General features: G+C 50.2%; 15 protein-coding genes. All 15 read left to right on the forward strand.

Annotation, left to right across the window (positions count from 1 at the left end; all coding sequences use genetic code 11):
- Window positions 1–799, forward strand: a 799-nt coding sequence (locus DXA87_RS16205) for a recombinase zinc beta ribbon domain-containing protein (RefSeq protein ID WP_199537948.1), incomplete at its 5' end; no start/stop codon positions are given.
- 116 nt (window positions 800–915) lie between these two features.
- Window positions 916–2,133 (forward strand): type II secretion system F family protein, encoded by a 1,218-nt coding sequence (locus DXA87_RS16215; protein WP_117505342.1) that lies wholly within the window; start codon window positions 916–918, stop codon window positions 2,131–2,133.
- 56 nt (window positions 2,134–2,189) lie between these two features.
- Entirely contained in the window at window positions 2,190–2,615 is a 426-nt protein-coding gene (locus DXA87_RS16220) for a prepilin-type N-terminal cleavage/methylation domain-containing protein (RefSeq protein ID WP_117505344.1), read from the forward strand.
- 39 nt (window positions 2,616–2,654) lie between these two features.
- Window positions 2,655–3,218: a type II secretion system protein gene (locus tag DXA87_RS16225; protein WP_158553094.1), complete on the forward strand. Its 564-nt coding sequence runs from the start codon at window positions 2,655–2,657 to the stop codon at window positions 3,216–3,218.
- 42 nt (window positions 3,219–3,260) lie between these two features.
- A complete protein-coding gene (locus DXA87_RS16230) occupies window positions 3,261–4,037 on the forward strand; it encodes an A24 family peptidase (protein WP_117505348.1) in 777 nt (258 codons plus the stop codon).
- A gap of 16 nt (window positions 4,038–4,053) precedes the next feature.
- Window positions 4,054–5,019, forward strand: a complete 966-nt coding sequence (pilM, locus tag DXA87_RS16235; protein ID WP_158553095.1) for a pilus assembly protein PilM — start codon at window positions 4,054–4,056, stop codon at window positions 5,017–5,019.
- Between the two features lie 11 nt (window positions 5,020–5,030).
- Window positions 5,031–5,669 (forward strand): hypothetical protein, encoded by a 639-nt coding sequence (locus DXA87_RS16240; RefSeq protein WP_117505353.1) that lies wholly within the window; start codon window positions 5,031–5,033, stop codon window positions 5,667–5,669.
- A complete protein-coding gene (locus tag DXA87_RS16245; RefSeq protein WP_117505355.1) occupies window positions 5,666–6,358 on the forward strand; it encodes a hypothetical protein in 693 nt (230 codons plus the stop codon). Before DXA87_RS16240 ends, DXA87_RS16245 begins: the two co-directional genes overlap by 4 nt.
- Window positions 6,359–6,361: 3 nt before the next feature.
- Complete coding sequence (locus DXA87_RS16250; RefSeq protein WP_117505357.1) at window positions 6,362–7,087, forward strand: hypothetical protein; 726 nt, start codon at window positions 6,362–6,364, stop codon at window positions 7,085–7,087.
- Between the two features lie 27 nt (window positions 7,088–7,114).
- Window positions 7,115–7,327 (forward strand): hypothetical protein, encoded by a 213-nt coding sequence (locus DXA87_RS16255; protein ID WP_117505359.1) that lies wholly within the window; start codon window positions 7,115–7,117, stop codon window positions 7,325–7,327.
- Window positions 7,328–7,461: 134 nt separating this feature from the next.
- Entirely contained in the window at window positions 7,462–8,028 is a 567-nt protein-coding gene (locus DXA87_RS16260; RefSeq protein ID WP_117505361.1) for a type II secretion system protein, read from the forward strand.
- Window positions 8,029–12,582 carry a type II secretion system protein gene (locus DXA87_RS16265; protein WP_117505363.1) on the forward strand — a complete coding sequence of 1,518 codons (4,554 nt, stop codon included), beginning with the start codon at window positions 8,029–8,031 and terminating at the stop codon, window positions 12,580–12,582.
- Window positions 12,583–12,811: 229 nt separating this feature from the next.
- The gene (secG, locus tag DXA87_RS16270; RefSeq protein ID WP_021906090.1) at window positions 12,812–13,045 is read left to right on the forward strand and encodes a preprotein translocase subunit SecG; all 234 of its coding nucleotides are present in this window, start codon (window positions 12,812–12,814) and stop codon (window positions 13,043–13,045) included.
- 229 nt (window positions 13,046–13,274) lie between these two features.
- Window positions 13,275–15,605, forward strand: a complete 2,331-nt coding sequence (locus DXA87_RS16275; protein ID WP_117505365.1) for an RNB domain-containing ribonuclease — start codon at window positions 13,275–13,277, stop codon at window positions 15,603–15,605.
- A 137-nt stretch (window positions 15,606–15,742) separates the two neighbouring features.
- The gene (gene smpB / locus DXA87_RS16280) at window positions 15,743–16,213 is read left to right on the forward strand and encodes an SsrA-binding protein SmpB (protein WP_015554767.1); all 471 of its coding nucleotides are present in this window, start codon (window positions 15,743–15,745) and stop codon (window positions 16,211–16,213) included.
- Window positions 16,214–16,261 lie beyond the last annotated feature (48 nt).

Genomic DNA, 16,261 nt, shown 5'->3' on the forward strand with positions numbered 1-16,261 from the left:
CGAATTTTTCAAAAGTCAAGGGACAATCATTGTCAATGACGCTGCCGATTTTACCGGCATGAATGGCTGCTATCTGTATCAAGGGCGGGATGTGAAGCCCAGCAAAAAGAACGACTTGAAAGACCAAATGCTGGTGCTGGCTCCCCATGAGGGCATTGTCCCCTCCGACATCTGGCTGACCTGCCGCAAGAAGCTGATGAACAACATGAAAATCCAGTCTGCCCGGAAAGCCACCCATACATGGCTGGCGGGAAAAATCAAGTGCGGAAACTGCGGGTATGCCCTTATGAGCATTAACAATCCTGTGGGAAAGCAATATCTCCGCTGCACAAAGCGGCTGGACAATAAAAGCTGTGCCGGGTGCGGGAAAATCATCACTTCGGAGCTGGAAGCGGTTGTTTATCAGCAGATGGTGAAGAAGCTGGCAAGCTACAAAACGCTGACGGGCAGAAAAAAAGCGGCAAAGGCAAACCCGAAAATCGCCGCCCTGCAAGTGGAACTTCTCCATGTGGACAGCGAGATTGAAAAGCTGGTGGACAGTCTGACGGGTGCAAACAATGTCCTGCTCTCCTATGTGAATGTGAAGATAGCGGAACTGGACGGACGCAAGCAGGAACTTCTGGCGAGGATAGCGGAGCTGACGGTGGAAGCCATCAGCCCGGAACAGGTCAGCCAGATTTCCGGCTACCTCGACACATGGGACAATGTATCCTTTGATGACAAGCGGCGTGTGGTGGATTTGATGATTACCACCGTTGCCGCTACAAGTGACAGCTTGAACATCACATGGAAAATCTGACGGGCGGCACACCTCCCGTCAGACCGTTACCCTGTGTAGTCCCTTGTAAACTGTACTTTGGGAATGTTAAGATATCGTCAAAGAAGGAGATATCGTAAGAACCGGAGGTACAGAAAGTGCCGAAATTTTCCTATCGGGCGCTCGGCAGGGACGGAAAAGAAGTCCGCGGTGTGCTCCAGGCAGAGAATAAAGCGGATGCGATCGCCAGGATCCGGCACAATTACCCGGTCCTTTTAAACATCAGTCCGCATGATGAGAAAAAGAAGATTTCCGGGATCCTGAGTATGGAGATCGGAAATAAAAGGATAAAGACGAAGACACTGGCAATCCTGTGTTCCCAGTTCGCGATCACGCTCCGCTCCGGAATGCCGGTGGGACGCGCGATGCGGATGCTGGCGGGGCAGTGCGGAGACAAGCGTCTCCAGAAGGTGATGGAGAAGGCCGCGGAGCAGGTGGATTCCGGAAGTACCGTGGCATCCGCCTTGGAACAGTACAGCGAGCGCTTCCCACTGACGTTTATTGAGACGATCCGTGCGGGAGAGCAGTCCGGTACATTGGACCGCTCCTTCGAAAGATTACATAAGTACTATGATAAGGCGTACAAGACAACGGAGAAGATCCGGAGCGCGCTGATGTATCCGATGTTTGTTGTGGCGGTCGCAGTGGTGGTCCTGATCATCGTGATGGCGAAGGTTATTCCGACACTCGCGAATGTGTTTGCGGATCTCGGAGGAAATCTTCCGCTGATGACACGGATGATGATCGGCTTTTCGGATTTCTTCGAGAAGTGGTGGCTTGTGATGCTCGGAGTCCTGTTCCTTATCTGGGCAGGTCTGAAGCTTTTTGGAAGGACAAAGGAAGGAAAGATCTGGAAGGCGAAGGCCGCCCTTACGGTTCCTCTGGTGGGAATGATCAACCAGATGAGTTCCGCGGCCCAGTTCGCAAATACGATGTCTGTGCTCCTGGCGGCTGGAATCACGCTGGATCAGGCGGTGGAGACCACGGCGAGAGTGATGGACAATGCGCTGTTTCAGGAAGAAGTCCACTCCATGAAAGACGGGATCGAGCAGGGACGTTCCCTCACGGAATGCCTGCAGAACAGACCGTACTTTCCCCAGACCATGATCGATATGTGTTCCATCGGAGAGGAGACAGGTGAACTGGAGGAAAACCTGGAGAATGTTGCTGACTATTACAGCAATGAGGCAGACTACCGTTCCCAGAGACTCCTGACAATGCTGGAGCCGGCACTTTTAGTGATGCTCTCGTTCTTTGCAGGTTTTATCGTGATCTCGATCTATCTGCCGATCTTTACGATGTATGATCTGATGTAAAATTGATAAAAACGGGTCATAAACCCGTTTAAATATACTCAAAGGAGAAGAGAACGATGAAAGGTTTATTGAAGAAGTTCCGTGAGAATAAAAAGGGATTTACACTGGCAGAGTTACTTGTTGTAGTTGCGATCGTTGCAATTCTTGTTGCGATTTCTGTGCCGATTTTTACTTCCCAGCTTGGTAAGGCTAGAAGGGCAACGAATAATGCCAACTTAAGAGCAGCTAAAGTTGCAGCAATTGCTGCATATATGACAGATAGTACTAAAAACAATGGTGCATCAGAAACATATAAATATGATCTTAAAGAGGGCACTGTTGCTGTAGATACACTTCCAAAGGGTATTGATGAAGTAGAAATCAATAGTGCATCAATTTCTACAACAAAAGTTTATGATGAAATTTTTGTAAAAGTGTCTAGTAGGGTAGTAAATGATAAAGCTGCTGATGCTGATGCTAGTGTGACCTTGTACGCAAAGTGATAAATGAAATTTGGGAACCACAATCAGTGGAAGGAAAGGATGGGGGGTCCCCATCCTTTCTTCATACCAAAACAAAATATTCAATTGAAACATAAGACCCTCGGGGGATTATTTATGAAACAAATGAAGGAAAAAAGAGGTTTTACCCTTTCTGAGCTTCTTGTAGTAGTAGCGATTATTGCAATTTTGGTTGCTATCAGCATTCCAATCTTCACCGCGCAACGGACAAAAGCAGTCAGGGCGGCGAATCAGGCGAATATCCGTGCGGCAAAAGCAGCTGCAGCAAGTGAGTTATATGGAGGGAAAGCTGAAAAACTGACAGGGACGGAAGAAAATCAGTATATGTATCTTGTTTATAATGTAAAGGAAGGAATCATTACAGATACTTATACAAACGTCCATTGGAATGATATTAACGCAAAAGCAAAAGAAGAGTATAATAAAGCCATAAACAACCAGGTCTGTGACAATATCTATGTTTTCCTAGACCTGAACAATGAAAAAAATGCCGGCGAAAATATTATCCAGACAGCCCCGTACTACGACGAGGATGGAAACGTAGGAAAGATCCAGGGACAGAACCCATTCGGCCCTCGAAAATAGGACTACAAAGGATCCTTAGCAAAAAGATAAAGGAGTATCAATATGCTGCACATCAGCCCGGGAATTACAATATACATCCTAACGATCACATTCATCCTGGGCTGCTGCCTCGGAAGCTTTGCGGACTGCGCGGCGGGACGGCTTCTTTCCGGAGAGTCAGTGGTTGCCGGGCGGTCCCACTGTGACCACTGCGGGCATGTCCTGGGAGTGCTGGACTTGATCCCGCTGTTTTCCTGGCTCCTTTTAAAAGGACACTGCCGCTACTGCAGGGCAAAGATACCGGCAGAAGCCTTTTTTGTGGAACTGGTATCGGGAATTGCCTGCTGTATGATCGTGTATCGCTATGACATGTCTGTGATGGGTCTCAGGGGAATTCTTCTGACAGTAGTCCTTATGATCCTCAGCCTGACCGACCTTCATGGATGGATCATCCCCGACCGCCTGCAGATTGCGGGCTGTGTGATATTTTTAGCGACCGCCCTGCTTCTCCCGGACCCGATCCAGAGAATCTTTGGAGGTCTCTTCCTTGGATTGATCCTCGGCGGGGGGATGCTTCTCGTATCTCTGGTCTTTGACAAGCTCACAGGGAAGGAAAGTCTTGGCGGGGGCGATATCAAATTGTTTTTTATGACAGGACTTTACCTGAGCTCGGCCTGGGATATCCTGTTTTACCTGATCTTAAGCTGTCTCTTCGGTCTGGGGTTCGCGTTTTTCCGGAAAGAAAAACGTGTTCCTTTTGGCCCTGCGATCGCGGCGGCCTGTTTTATTATGATATTATACGGAGAAAAATTGACCGGCTGGTATACTGGCCTGTTCTGAAATGGAGAACTTCAAGATGAAAAATTGTTTAGGAATTGAGATTGGAAATTACCGGATCAAGATCGCGTATATGGAGAAAGGCGTACTGAGGGAGTATATTTCAGAACGGATCGAAGAAGGAGCGAAACCGGCTGCCAGACTCTGCGCGGAGACGATCCGGGATCTTCTGGCTCAAAAAATGATCCGCTGCAAAAAGGCCGTCTTTGTGCTGCGCCAGGAGGATTCCTACGTGAAAAAATTTAAGCTGCCGCTCATGACAACGGAACAGTTAAAGCTGAATCTTCCATATGAATTCCAGGATTATATCGGAGAGCGGCTCGACGCGTTTCAGTATGATTACGCGATGATCGACCGGACGGACGATGGGATGGAGCTTCTCGCGGCTGCATGCAGAAAAGAATTGTGCCAGCAGTTTGAAAAAATTGCAAAACTTGCAAAATTAAAGATCGTGGGCATCGTTCCTTCCGCCATCGGTCTGGAGAGGATCCTGGAGCGGGCGCTTCATGGAGAAAAGAAAGATTTTGCAGTGCTTGATCTCAGAACCAGGGCTGTCATGGTCCATTTCTTCAACGACGGTATCTATGAGATCACCAGAACGATGGAGACCGGATGCATGGAGATCGAGAAGATCTGGAACCGGGACCCGGAGATGATCCGGGAACTGGGGTTGGACCCCGACGAATCCGCCTGGGATGAAAATGATAAAAAGAATCTGAAAAGTACACTGGATGAACGGTATCGAAGCATCGGTATCCAGATCATGCGTGTCCTGAATTTTTACAGCTTCAACAATACGGATAATACCATTGACACGCTCTATTACTGCGGCGGCGGCGCGAGATTCAAGGAGCTGACCGATGCGATCCGGGCGAACCTGGATCTTCCTGTGAAGAGTCTTGGGGAGCTTGCCCCGGAGGTGGATCTTGAAAAGATGCCGGAGTGGCTGGACAGCCCACAGACCTACGGCGTTTTACTGGCATAAGGAGGAGAAAAATGGCTGATTTAAAGATGCTTGCCGGAATGCAGATCGGCGGCTCCAGATACCCGGAAAAAAGAAGGATCAATCTGTATCAGCGCAGGATCAAAAAAAGTACGGTGGTACTTGAACTTGCGGCGTTTGCCCTGTTCGGGGTTGCCTTGTACGTGTTTGTACGTGTTGGAGTGCTTCTGCCGATGCAGCAGGCGGACCACGCGGAGATGGTCTATCAGAATATGGCATCCCAGCTTGAGACGATGCGGGCCGCCAACGGTATTTTCAATGATGTGTCCGCAGAGTATGCCCACTACGGAAGTTCCTTTATGAGTGACGAGGAAAAAAATACACCGGACCGCCTGGTGATGATCAACACGCTGGAAACAAAGATCTTCCCGCAGTGCAAGTCGATCTCTGATATTTCGGTCAGCGATGACCAGATGGTGATCAGCTGTATTCTGCCGAAAGGAACTGTCCTGTCGGAGCTTGTAGGTGGGATCGAGCAGGATGATGCGGTGAGGTATGTGACCGCATCCATCGAATCGACACAAAAAGATCAGACTGCGGGAGCAGATGATCGTCTGGCGGCGCAGAAAGCGGTAAACGCGACACTGACTGTCATGTTTAAACTTCCAGGAGAGAGCGGGGAGACATCATGAGATCTATATTAAACCATGTATTGACGAAAAAAGAAAAGATATTCCTGGTCCTTGTTGTCCTCGCGTGTCTGGGCAGCATATGGTTTTTCGGGATCTACCGTCCGATCAGGCAGAGGATCCAGGCGGCGGATACCACAGAGCTGGAAGATGAGCTCTCCATTGAGGAGATGAAGGCCCTAAAGATCCAATCGATGCAGAAGGAGATCACAGCGAATAAAGAGGCTGGGCTTCCGGAGATCCCGTCATATAATTCGTTTAAAGAGGAGATTGCGGAACTGAATAATATCTTTGGGAACGCGGTTGATTTCGATTTTCAGTTTTCTGAGCCGGAGCAGGACGGCAGCCTGATCCGGAGAAATGTCGCGGTCAAATTCGACGCGAAAAATTTCGAGGCAGCAAAGGAAATGGTGAAAGAGATCCTGAACAGTCCATTCCGCACCATGGTCCATGACCTTTCGATCTCAAGTAATTCCAGAACAAGCGCGGATCACCAGGATGATATCAAACAGGATCCTGTGACAGTGACGTTTCTTATGACGGCTTATGAGACAAGCTATGGAGCGGATACTGTGGAGGGCCTGGAGTCCCAGGAGAGTACGGAGAAAGCAGGCGGTCTCGCAAATGCGGATGTGTCGGATCTGGAACGATCGGATCTTGAGACGGCTGCGGAAGCTGTTTTGGAGAATTAACGAATGAAAAAGACGGGAAACAGATTAAAAAGCGAAGAAGGCGCCAGCCTCGCCGCGGCACTCCTGTTTTTTGTACTGTGCGGGGTGGGAGCTTCGATCATTTTGGCGGCTGCCTCATCGACCGCGGGAAAAATGGGCCAGCTTCCGGCAGCGGACCAGAAACGGTTTGCCGTGGAATCCGCGGCGGCATTTCTCCGGGACGAACTGAAGGATGATAAAAATGTGATCACCGTGAAGGAAATTCTGGTGGAGGATTCCAGAATGTCGGAGCCTGTCAGTGACCAGATCTCGTTTTCTCTGGCCGGTGGAAGCGGGGAGGGAAGAAATTCCCTTCTGGAATCCTATGTGAGAGCAAATTATGGACCGTTAGGAGATGCAGTTCCGGGCGGTGATGGTTCGGAGAAGGACCTTTCGGTATCATTAAACAGTGGAAGCGGAGCGGGACAGGAAGACTTGAAAAAGCTGAAGGCGGATATTCATGTTTCCATGTCCTCAGATTACGGGATAACAGCGGTCATCTCCGATGCAGAGACAGACACGGATCATCCGGAGGATCTCTGCCGACGAAAACTTACGGTTCCATCTAAAGTCCAGACCGATACCGATGTATCCGTGGAGCACAATGAGACAAAAGACGCGGACGGAAATGTTATTGAAGAGTGGACGATCACGACCACGACCCAGACGACTACGATCCGATGGGAACGCGGAACGATCGAGGAGATGTAAGAGGAAATGGAGAGGAGAGGACAGAGAATGGGAAAAAAGCTGACATCCGAGAATGGTGAGACCCTGACAGAACTCCTGATCTCTGTCCTGGTGATCGCCCTTGGACTCTCAATGTTTGCCGCGGCCCTCACGGCTTCAAGAAAAATGCTGATTCTTGGGACGGAGAAGATCGAAACCTACTATTCGGAGAGAAATGACCTGGAGGGGGAAAAAGCGAAAAGGAAGCCGGGGGAACCCTGACTGTCGAGGAAACAGGAGGAAAACGGGTAGATATTGGTTCGCCGTCCGGAGAGAACGGAACAGGAACATACCCGGTGAAACTTTATCATGCGGATATCGATTCGAAAAAGATCTGGAGGTATGTCAGATAGCCTATGAAAAAAAATGAAACGAATGCCGGTATCCGGCGGCTTTTTTCTGATTCAGGAATGACACTCACAGAACTTTTAGCGTCACTCCTGATCCTTTCCATGCTGACCCTGGTGATCAGCGGCGGTGTCATGGCAGTAAAGCATGCCTATGAAAAGGTCGTGAGAAGGGCGGATGCGGAACAGGTTCTTGCAACGACGGTGGAATTGATGACAGGGGAACTTTCTTCTGCCCTCGACGTGGATGAAAACGCGGAGACAGATCCTGTAGAGAGCAGCCTGTTTCTGAGCGGAAAAGAACACGCGTGGATACGGTTTTCCGTGGATCCGGAGCACGGGATCAGCAGAGTGTATGAAAATGGGACTGTCGAAAGGGGGATTCCTCTGTTGTCAGAGGGAGCGATGGCTGACCGGTTTTATACGGCCTTTGAGAGATGTACCTATGGAAATGCCTGTTTTACAGTAAAAAATATTTCTGTGTACGAAAAAAATAGATCGGGGACCGGAACAGGAACCCCTGTGGCTGTTCTGCCGGAGTTAAAAGTAAGGGCAGTCAATCTGGAGGAACGTTAGATGAAAGATACGGGTAATAATAGAAAAAGGGGGAAATGGGGATTTACACTGGCAGAACTTCTGGTGGTCGTCGCGATCATCACGATCCTTGCCGGTGTTTCTTTTGTGGCAGTGCTCCGCTATCAAAGCCGTCTGCGGAGGCTGGAGATGGACCAGACCGCGAAAGAGATCTTCCTCGCGGCCCAGAACAGGCTTAGTCTGGAAAGCTCCCAGGGAATCATGGCCCGTCTGCTGGAACAGGGGGAGTCTGAGGGGAAGCTCGGGATAAAGGCCAGTGATTCCGATGCGGTCTATGTGGTCCTGTATGACGGAGGGGAAAATGATTCCACCGGTGAGATCAGGGAGAGACTTCTCCCGTTTGGTTCCATCGATGAGACCGTGAGGACAGACGGAAACTATCTTGTATTTTATGAACCAGGAACGGGAAGTGTCCGGGGAGTATGGTATTCCGACAGATATCAGTTTGTACGGGAGGATATCGGAAGTGAAGCACTCACAGAAGCGGCCGCCGATCCCGATAAGAGAGAACGGTTTTGCGGAACAAACAACGCTTTTGCGGGTCATGGACAGGCAGTCGGATATTATGGCGGTGAGAGCTCTGGGAGTGGAGATCAGCCGACAGCGCCGGAGTTTCAGCCGATCTCCATGGAGCTTTTTGACGGGCCGGTCCTCTATGTGAAAGTATATGATCCGAACATGCTCTCAAATAAGGATTATGATCTGAAACTGTTTCTGGAAGGAATGTCCAGCGGGGCGGAATGCTGGTTTGATCTGAAGAAAGATGGTTCCAGACAGAATGGGATCGCCACAAGTGAAGCTTATTACTATGTGCTGGATGATGTGACGGAAAAAGGCCTGCGGTTTGTGGATCTGAATGAAGAGCTTGCGAGCAATTTCGAGGGAACAGAACGATTGATTCCCGGAGAGGATATCCGGGTATGCGCAAAACTGTTCGCACCGGGTGGATCACGTGTCCTTCAGAGCAGCGGGCTTCTTGAGGCAAACAGTCTCTTTGAGAGTAAAAAAGAAGACAAAGTTACGATCGGGGATCTGCGCCATCTGGAAAACCTCGATTACAGAATCTCAGAGTTTGATCCTGTTGAAAACGGGGAAAGGCTGGCATTATCCACAGTAGGAGATGACTCTTCGGATCAGAGATACGCGGCTGTGCAGCAGAAGGACCTTTCCTGGGAAGAATTCCGGGAAGACGCGGCAGATATCCATAGAAACTTCCGGAGAAAACAGAACGATCCATCCCAGATCTCCGTCTATTACATGACAGCAGGAGAAGAGCGGGAAGAGCAGAAAAGCGCGAAAGCTGGCTGTTTTGTGCCGGTGGATCCACAGTTTGCGTTGGATTACCACGGAAATACCTTTTCTATCGACGGGATCCGGATCGAAACAGAGGACGGGGTGAACGGCGGTCTCTTTGGAAATGTGACAAAGAATCTGACGGTAGATCATCTGATACTGCGCCGGATGAACGTCACTGCAAATGGGACAGCCTGTGCCGGTGCACTGATCGGGCGCGGAAGCGGGGAGAGCCAGATCGACGTGAGCGATGTCCTGATCCAGTACCCGGAAATTTCTGTAAATGGAACCAGAAACGCAGCATCCGGCGCAAGCGTGGATGCGGGAGGTGTTGTCGGAACTTTTGATGGAAAGAGTCTTTCTCTTACAGGAGTTCTTGTGGAGAACAGCTTCCGCAGCAAAGTGTCCGCCGGATCTGAACCGGATCGGACAGAACTTTCAGGGGAGGAAGAGGCCGCGCTCAGGATCTTTTCCTCCTATGGAGCGGCTGGCGGTCTCATCGGAAGTGTGACAGATGGAAATTTAAAGATCTCCGCCAGTGCGTCATCCGTCTATGTAGATGGAAAGGATTACGTTGGCGGTCTTATTGGAAGTGCTGTCACGGCTGGAAAAGTCATGATCGACGGCTGCTATGTCGGCGGCCATACTTCGGAAGGGAAATTTTTAGGAGATCCTGTGCCGGGGCAGGCAGAATTTGAGAAAACAACAGGCCGGTATAACATCGTATCGAGAAACACGAGAGCAGGCGGTCTGGCGGGAGTTCTTCCGGCGGGCAGCGCAGTTTCCCATTCCTATGTGACGGCATCGGTGTACTCAAACGCCGTCACAAGGTCCCGGAACACGGAACAGGGAGAAGCTCCGGATGCGGACCAGCCGCAGAGAGAAGCTGCTTTTGTGGGAGTTTATGGTTCTATTGCGGGAAACTTCGGAGTTTCCGGACGGGCAGCCTCGGAGTTTCCGTTCTGTTACAGTTCTGTTTATGTAAATGGAGCCAGGGCAGCGGTGCATTCAGAGGACCTGAACGGAGAGTTTGCGTCGGATAAAACGAGAGACAGCAAGGGGTTTCCTTATGACAGAACACTGGAAAAGACATATCCGATGCCGACGGTCCTCGATCTGATGAAGAAAGATGGTTCTGTGTCTGCGGGTGAGCGGGATGGTCTGTCAAAATATGTGAGAGTCCATATCGGCGACTGGGTCCGGATGATCCCGGCCGGATCGGAAGAGCCGATACCGACTCCTGATCCAGAGCCAACCGATTCACCGGTCACCAACGGAAACCGGCTCTATGTGGAGCAGGAGATCGATCTTCCGGCAGATGGAAACAGGTATGTGACGTTTTCTGTGACAGGAACCCAGAGTGGAAAGAGTATTTACTATATCGTGAAGCCAGTCTCAAATGGAGAAGACTTCTCCGGAACAAAATTTTCTATCGTCCGGGCGGAAACGCAGGATGGTTTTACTCTCGAACCGGGTGTGTGGCTGAACGAGAGCAATGATATTGAAAAGAGGCTGGAATATTCCATTACTGAGGATGGGAAAATGAAGATCCGCCTGTATGTGGACAACCTTTCGGTGAACAGCGGCGGATATCAGGCCTTATGGGACAACTGGAATGGCGAAAACAGGATGGATATGAAAGCCGGGGAAGATATCGAGATCGGTGTCTGCGATGGGATCCGGATTCCGGAAGAACCGGAGCGGACAACAGTGAACAGCTTGTTTCAGAGTATCGCGCCGAACGACGACGGGGATGAGACGTACACGGCTTATGTCTCCAACGCGAGACATCTGGAAAACTTAAATTTCTTTGGAAATACAGAGTGGAAGCATAATAGGATCAAGGTAACGCGGGTCATCCAAAGGGACAATATTATCTGGACAGCAGATGATGAGATCAGAGCGGTGACAAAATACGGTGCCGGACCGTACTGCGGGGAGATGGACGCGGCGTATGCAAACTGGATCATTTACGGCGGCACGAGCGGACTTTCTGAGAAGGGATGTTTTGTTCCGATCAATAATCCGGAGATCCGTTTCTATGATGGAGGTGGATTTACGATCGCGGGACTGAACATGGAGATGGGTGGTACTCACCAGGATCAGGGTGCGTCCTTATTTGTCAGCGCTCCCAGCATGGAGATTTCAAACCTGAAATTGAAGGATCCCCGGGCAATCGCGAAGGGAAGCGGAAACGCGGCGCTCCTGATCCAGAGCGTTGGAAGCGGAAATGCCGATGAGAAAAAACTCGTATTAAAAGATATCGAGATATATGGAGACGATATCCAGATCGCTTCCGGCGGATATGGAAACTCCACGGGTGGTCTTGTGGGCAGCGCGGATGTCGACGAGGTCGATGTGGAGCGGGTATCTCTTCATGGCAGAAATGCCCTGGTCCGGAGAAGGTATAACGGAGGGACTGTCGGCGGTTTTATAGGCTCTGTGAAGACGAAAACGTTTACGATGGATCAGTGTATCTATTCCGGGTATATTGCGGGCGGAACGAACACGGAGGGCTGCGGTGGATTCATCGGGAAACTCGCTGCATCAGAGGGAATGATCAAAAATTCTTACGTAGCGGGAAGAAATGACTCCTACCCATATGCTGGGCTTGATCATCGGACGGATGCAGAACGTACATGGGATCTCACGGATGGAGTCAGCATCACAGGAGTCTGGGTAGTCGGCGGCCTGATCGGCGCTCTGGATGGGGAGATGACGGTCGGGCAGTGTTTTGTGGCAGCCGGGGTCAATGATTCCGGCAGTTCCGGCGGGTATTCCGGCGGAACGGGCGGTCTGATCGGATGTGTCACAGGAAACAAGAAACTGGAATTTCAGGATTGTTACTTTGTGGGAAATATTGACCGCCGCGGAAAGACGGAAAAACAGGACGGCGGTCCGACGATCAGCAGGGACTGGCCGGGAAATACCGGGATCATGGCCGGAAACGTCAACGGATCGGAAACGTCATTTTATAGCTGTACATATCTGGCGATTCCTGGTCTGAAGGGAAGATACATGGTTGGAAACAGGAGTGTGCCTGCTGTAAATCTGGCGGCAGTGCCGGGAGAGGAGTCCATGTCTAATATCCTATCTTCCGGAAACGAAAACAATGCGGATAAAACGCTCAGTTTCAGCGCAGACTTATCGGGGAGCTCCTACCCATATAAGATATGGACGAAAAACGGGGAAGACCAGACCGTCTATTACGGCGACTGGATCGACTGGAAAAAGCTCCAGTGATCCGTAAAAAACTTCTGAAGCAGGCAGGCATTCTTCTGCCTGCCTGCCTGCTTCGTACCGTCCCCATGCGCTTTCGAGCGCGGCAGACAGTAAGTCCGTAGTTATTGTACACGGGCAATGTCAGTAACTGCCCGCATGCTGCCTGAGATTTCAGCGCCGCAAGCTGGAGATTGACAGCCCTGAGTTTTTATGTTATGATGACTTTATCTGTGGACAGGAGGTGTAGTCGGTGATTAGAATTATTCTGACGATCGTATTCGTTATCTTATGTATCGCAATGACAGTGATCGTGTTAATGCAGGAAGGAAAGACTTCCGGACTTGGCGCGATCAGTGGTGTAGCTGAGAGCTACTGGGGAAAAAATAAAGGCCGTTCTATGGAAGGCAACCTTGAAAAGTTTACAAAAATTGCGGCAATCCTGATTTTTGTACTTGCCCTGGTATTAAATTTAAAGGTAATTTAATTCTAAGATGACGAACACTCTTGCAGCGATAACTTCCGTGCAGGAGTGTTTTTTGTTTAACAGGAAATTTCGATGAAGATTCCGGGTGACAAAAGGGCGCGCTCTTTATTATTTATAATATGGTCTGCAGAATCTTATTAATTTGATCATTTGCGGCTGCCCGGTGTGAATACTGCGCTGGGAACTTTTAGATTGTTTGGATTTTAACGGATATTATTTAAGGAGAAGAATGGAAGAAAGGTTAATGGAAGAGCGGAAAAATATGCTGCTGGACCTGATGAAGGACCCGACATATGTTCCGATGAAATTAAAAGAGCTGGCGATGCTTCTTGGTGTCACAAAGGAGCAGCGCGGCGAGCTGGAAGAAGTTTTAAATGAGTTGGTGGCGTCTGGAAAGGTTGGAATCTCGAAAAAGGGAAAATATGCGAGATCCGAGGTCTTCGCCCAGACGGGAGTTTTTGCGGCTCATCACCGGGGCTTCGGCTTTGTGACTATCGAGGGCAGGGAGGATGATCTCTTTATCCCGCCGGATGATACCGGGGATGCCATGGACGGGGATACGGTCCAGGTCGTCATCAATGAGAACGGAAGAGGCGGCCGGACGGAGGCGAGAGTCTTAAAGGTATTGAAGCATGCCAACGAGACCCTGATCGGAACCTTCGAGAAAAACAAGAATTTCGGTTTCGTGATCCCGGACAACCCGCGGATCACCATGGATATCTTTATCCCCCAGGGAAAGGAAAATGGCGCGGTATCCGGGCACAAAGTTGTGGTAAAGCTGGATACTTACGCGGCGAAAAATAAAAATCCGGAAGGCCATGTAAAGGAAATTCTGGGTCATATCAATGATCCGGGAGTGGATATCCTGTCCATCGTCCGGGCCTACGGGTTGCCGGAGGAGTTCCCGGAAGAGGTGATGGAGGAGGTCTCCCATGTTCCGGAGGCGCTCTCGCCGGAATATGTGGAGGAGGAGATCGAGAAGAACGGAAGAGTGGACCTTCGAAATGTGCCGATGGTGACCATCGACGGAGAGGATGCGAAGGATCTGGACGATGCAGTCAGTGCGTCGAAGGAGACGATAAACGGGGAGACGATCTACCATCTCGGCGTTCACATCGCGGATGTGAGCCATTATGTAAAGGAGAAGAGTCCTCTCGATGAGGAGGCGTACAAGCGGGGAACCAGCGTGTACCTTGTGGACCGCGTGATCCCGATGCTGCCCCACAGACTTTCCAACGGAATCTGTTCCCTGAATGCAGGATATGACAGGCTGGCAATGAGCTGTCTTATGGATATCGATGAAAAGGGTATTATTGTGGGGCATAAGATCTGCGAGTCTGTGGTGAACATTGACCGGAGAATGACGTACACGGCGGTGAATGCGATCCTGGAAGCGAAGAATGGAAAGAATAGCGGGGAGGACGCTGAGTTAGAAGAGACAAATGGACGGAACCAGGACGAGCGTTTTGAGAATGATGAACAGAAAAAATCGAAACGGAGTCTGAAAAATGTACAGGCAGATGATCTCGAGAAAAAGAAAGACGCAGCGAAAGAGAAAGCTGAATTCGCGAAAAAGTGCCTGGAAGAGTACGAGGATTTCGTCCCGATGTTCCTGCTTCTGGACGAGACCGCTCGCGTCTTAAGAGAAAAGCGCATGGCGAGAGGTGCTGTGGACTTCGATTTCCCGGAGTGCAAGATCATCCTGGACGCAAAGGGACGCCCGGTGGAGATCAAGCCATACGAGCGGAACGCGGCGACAATGCTGATCGAGGACTGCATGCTGGCGGCCAACGAGACCGTGGCGGAAGATTACTACTGGCAGCAGGCGCCGTTCCTGTACCGCAGCCATGAGAAGCCGGATGGGGAGAAGATCAAGCGCTTCGGAATCCTGATCAACAATTTCGGTTACTCGATCCGTCTCCAGAACGGGGAGCTTCACCCGAAGGAGATGCAGAAGCTTCTTGCAAAGGTGGCCGGATCCCCGGAGGAGGCGCTTCTCGCGAGACTGGCGCTCCGCTCCATGAAACAGGCGAAGTACACGACGGACTGCATGGGACATTTCGGTCTTGCGGCGAACTATTATACCCACTTCACCTCCCCGATCCGCAGATACCCGGATCTTCAGATCCACCGGATCATCAAGGAGAATCTTCACGGTGAGCTTACGAAGAAGCGCGTGGCCCACTACGAGAAGATCCTGCCGGAGGTTGCGGTCTGGACATCATCCAGGGAACGCCTTGCGGACGAGGCGGAGCGGGAGACCGACAAGGCGAAGAAGGTCCAGTTCATGGAACACCATATCGGCGAGGAATTCACCGGTGTGATCTCTGGAATCAGCAACTACGGTTTCTATGTGGAACTCCCGAATACTGTGGAAGGCATGGTACGCCTTGCGAACCTGGATGGCGATTACTATGTGTTCGATGAGGAACACTATGAGTTAGTGGGAGAGCGGACGAGAAAGAAATATAAGCTGGGACAGACGGTGAAGATCCAGGTGGTCTCTGTGGACAGATATTTGAAGACCATTGATTTTCTGCCGGTAAGAAAATTTGATTAGGCGAAATGATTCGGACACGACGGATTGGCGGCGAAAATTTCCCGGAAAACATTGCTTTGCAGTGAAATGGTATTATAATATAGAGATAAGTTCCGGTCGGATGAGTTCCCGGCTGGAACAGAAAAGAGGATAGGATTATGGCAAAGAGCAGCGGCTTTAAGCTGATCGCGAACAATAAAAAAGCGTATTTCGACTTCTTTATCGATGATAAGTTCGAGTGCGGTATTGCCCTTGCGGGAACGGAAGTAAAGTCTATGCGTATGGGCAAGTGCAGCATCAAGGAATCCTTCGTGCGGATCACAAACGACGAGGTCATGATCTACGGCATGCACATCAGCCCGTATGAGAAGGGAAATATCTTCAACAAGGACCCGCTCCGCGAGAGAAAACTCCTGATGCACCGCTACGAGATCAACAAATTAAAGGGAAAGATCCAGGAAAAAGGTTATACCTTAGTGCCGCTCCAGGTATACTTTAAGGGAAGTCTCGTAAAAGTGGAGATTGGTCTCGCAAGAGGTAAGAAGCTCTACGATAAGCGCGCTGATATCGCGAAGAAGGATCAGAGAAGAGAGCTGGAGAAGGAATTCAAGGTGAAAAACCTGTACTAGAGCGGATCTATACCACGAAAAACGCATGAGTAAATAAATTGTGAACAT

Origin of the sequence: Desulfotomaculum sp. OF05-3 (assembly GCF_003435535.1) — a bacterium.
GTDB classification, from domain to species: domain Bacteria; phylum Bacillota; class Clostridia; order Lachnospirales; family Lachnospiraceae; genus Pilosibacter; species Pilosibacter fragilis.

Coding starts and splice junctions, on each gene's coding strand:
- DXA87_RS16255 (WP_117505359.1), top strand. CDS start 7,115: ATGGGAAAAAAGCTGACATCCGAGAATGGTGAGACCCTGACAGAACTC.
- smpB (WP_015554767.1), top strand. CDS start 15,743: ATGGCAAAGAGCAGCGGCTTTAAGCTGATCGCGAACAATAAAAAAGCG.
- DXA87_RS16225 (WP_158553094.1), top strand. CDS start 2,655: ATGGGGGGTCCCCATCCTTTCTTCATACCAAAACAAAATATTCAATTG.
- DXA87_RS16250 (WP_117505357.1), top strand. CDS start 6,362: ATGAAAAAGACGGGAAACAGATTAAAAAGCGAAGAAGGCGCCAGCCTC.
- DXA87_RS16275 (WP_117505365.1), top strand. CDS start 13,275: ATGGAAGAAAGGTTAATGGAAGAGCGGAAAAATATGCTGCTGGACCTG.
- DXA87_RS16260 (WP_117505361.1), top strand. CDS start 7,462: ATGAAAAAAAATGAAACGAATGCCGGTATCCGGCGGCTTTTTTCTGAT.
- DXA87_RS16245 (WP_117505355.1), top strand. CDS start 5,666: ATGAGATCTATATTAAACCATGTATTGACGAAAAAAGAAAAGATATTC.
- DXA87_RS16265 (WP_117505363.1), top strand. CDS start 8,029: ATGAAAGATACGGGTAATAATAGAAAAAGGGGGAAATGGGGATTTACA.
- DXA87_RS16230 (WP_117505348.1), top strand. CDS start 3,261: ATGCTGCACATCAGCCCGGGAATTACAATATACATCCTAACGATCACA.
- DXA87_RS16240 (WP_117505353.1), top strand. CDS start 5,031: ATGGCTGATTTAAAGATGCTTGCCGGAATGCAGATCGGCGGCTCCAGA.
- DXA87_RS16220 (WP_117505344.1), top strand. CDS start 2,190: ATGAAAGGTTTATTGAAGAAGTTCCGTGAGAATAAAAAGGGATTTACA.
- pilM (WP_158553095.1), top strand. CDS start 4,054: ATGAAAAATTGTTTAGGAATTGAGATTGGAAATTACCGGATCAAGATC.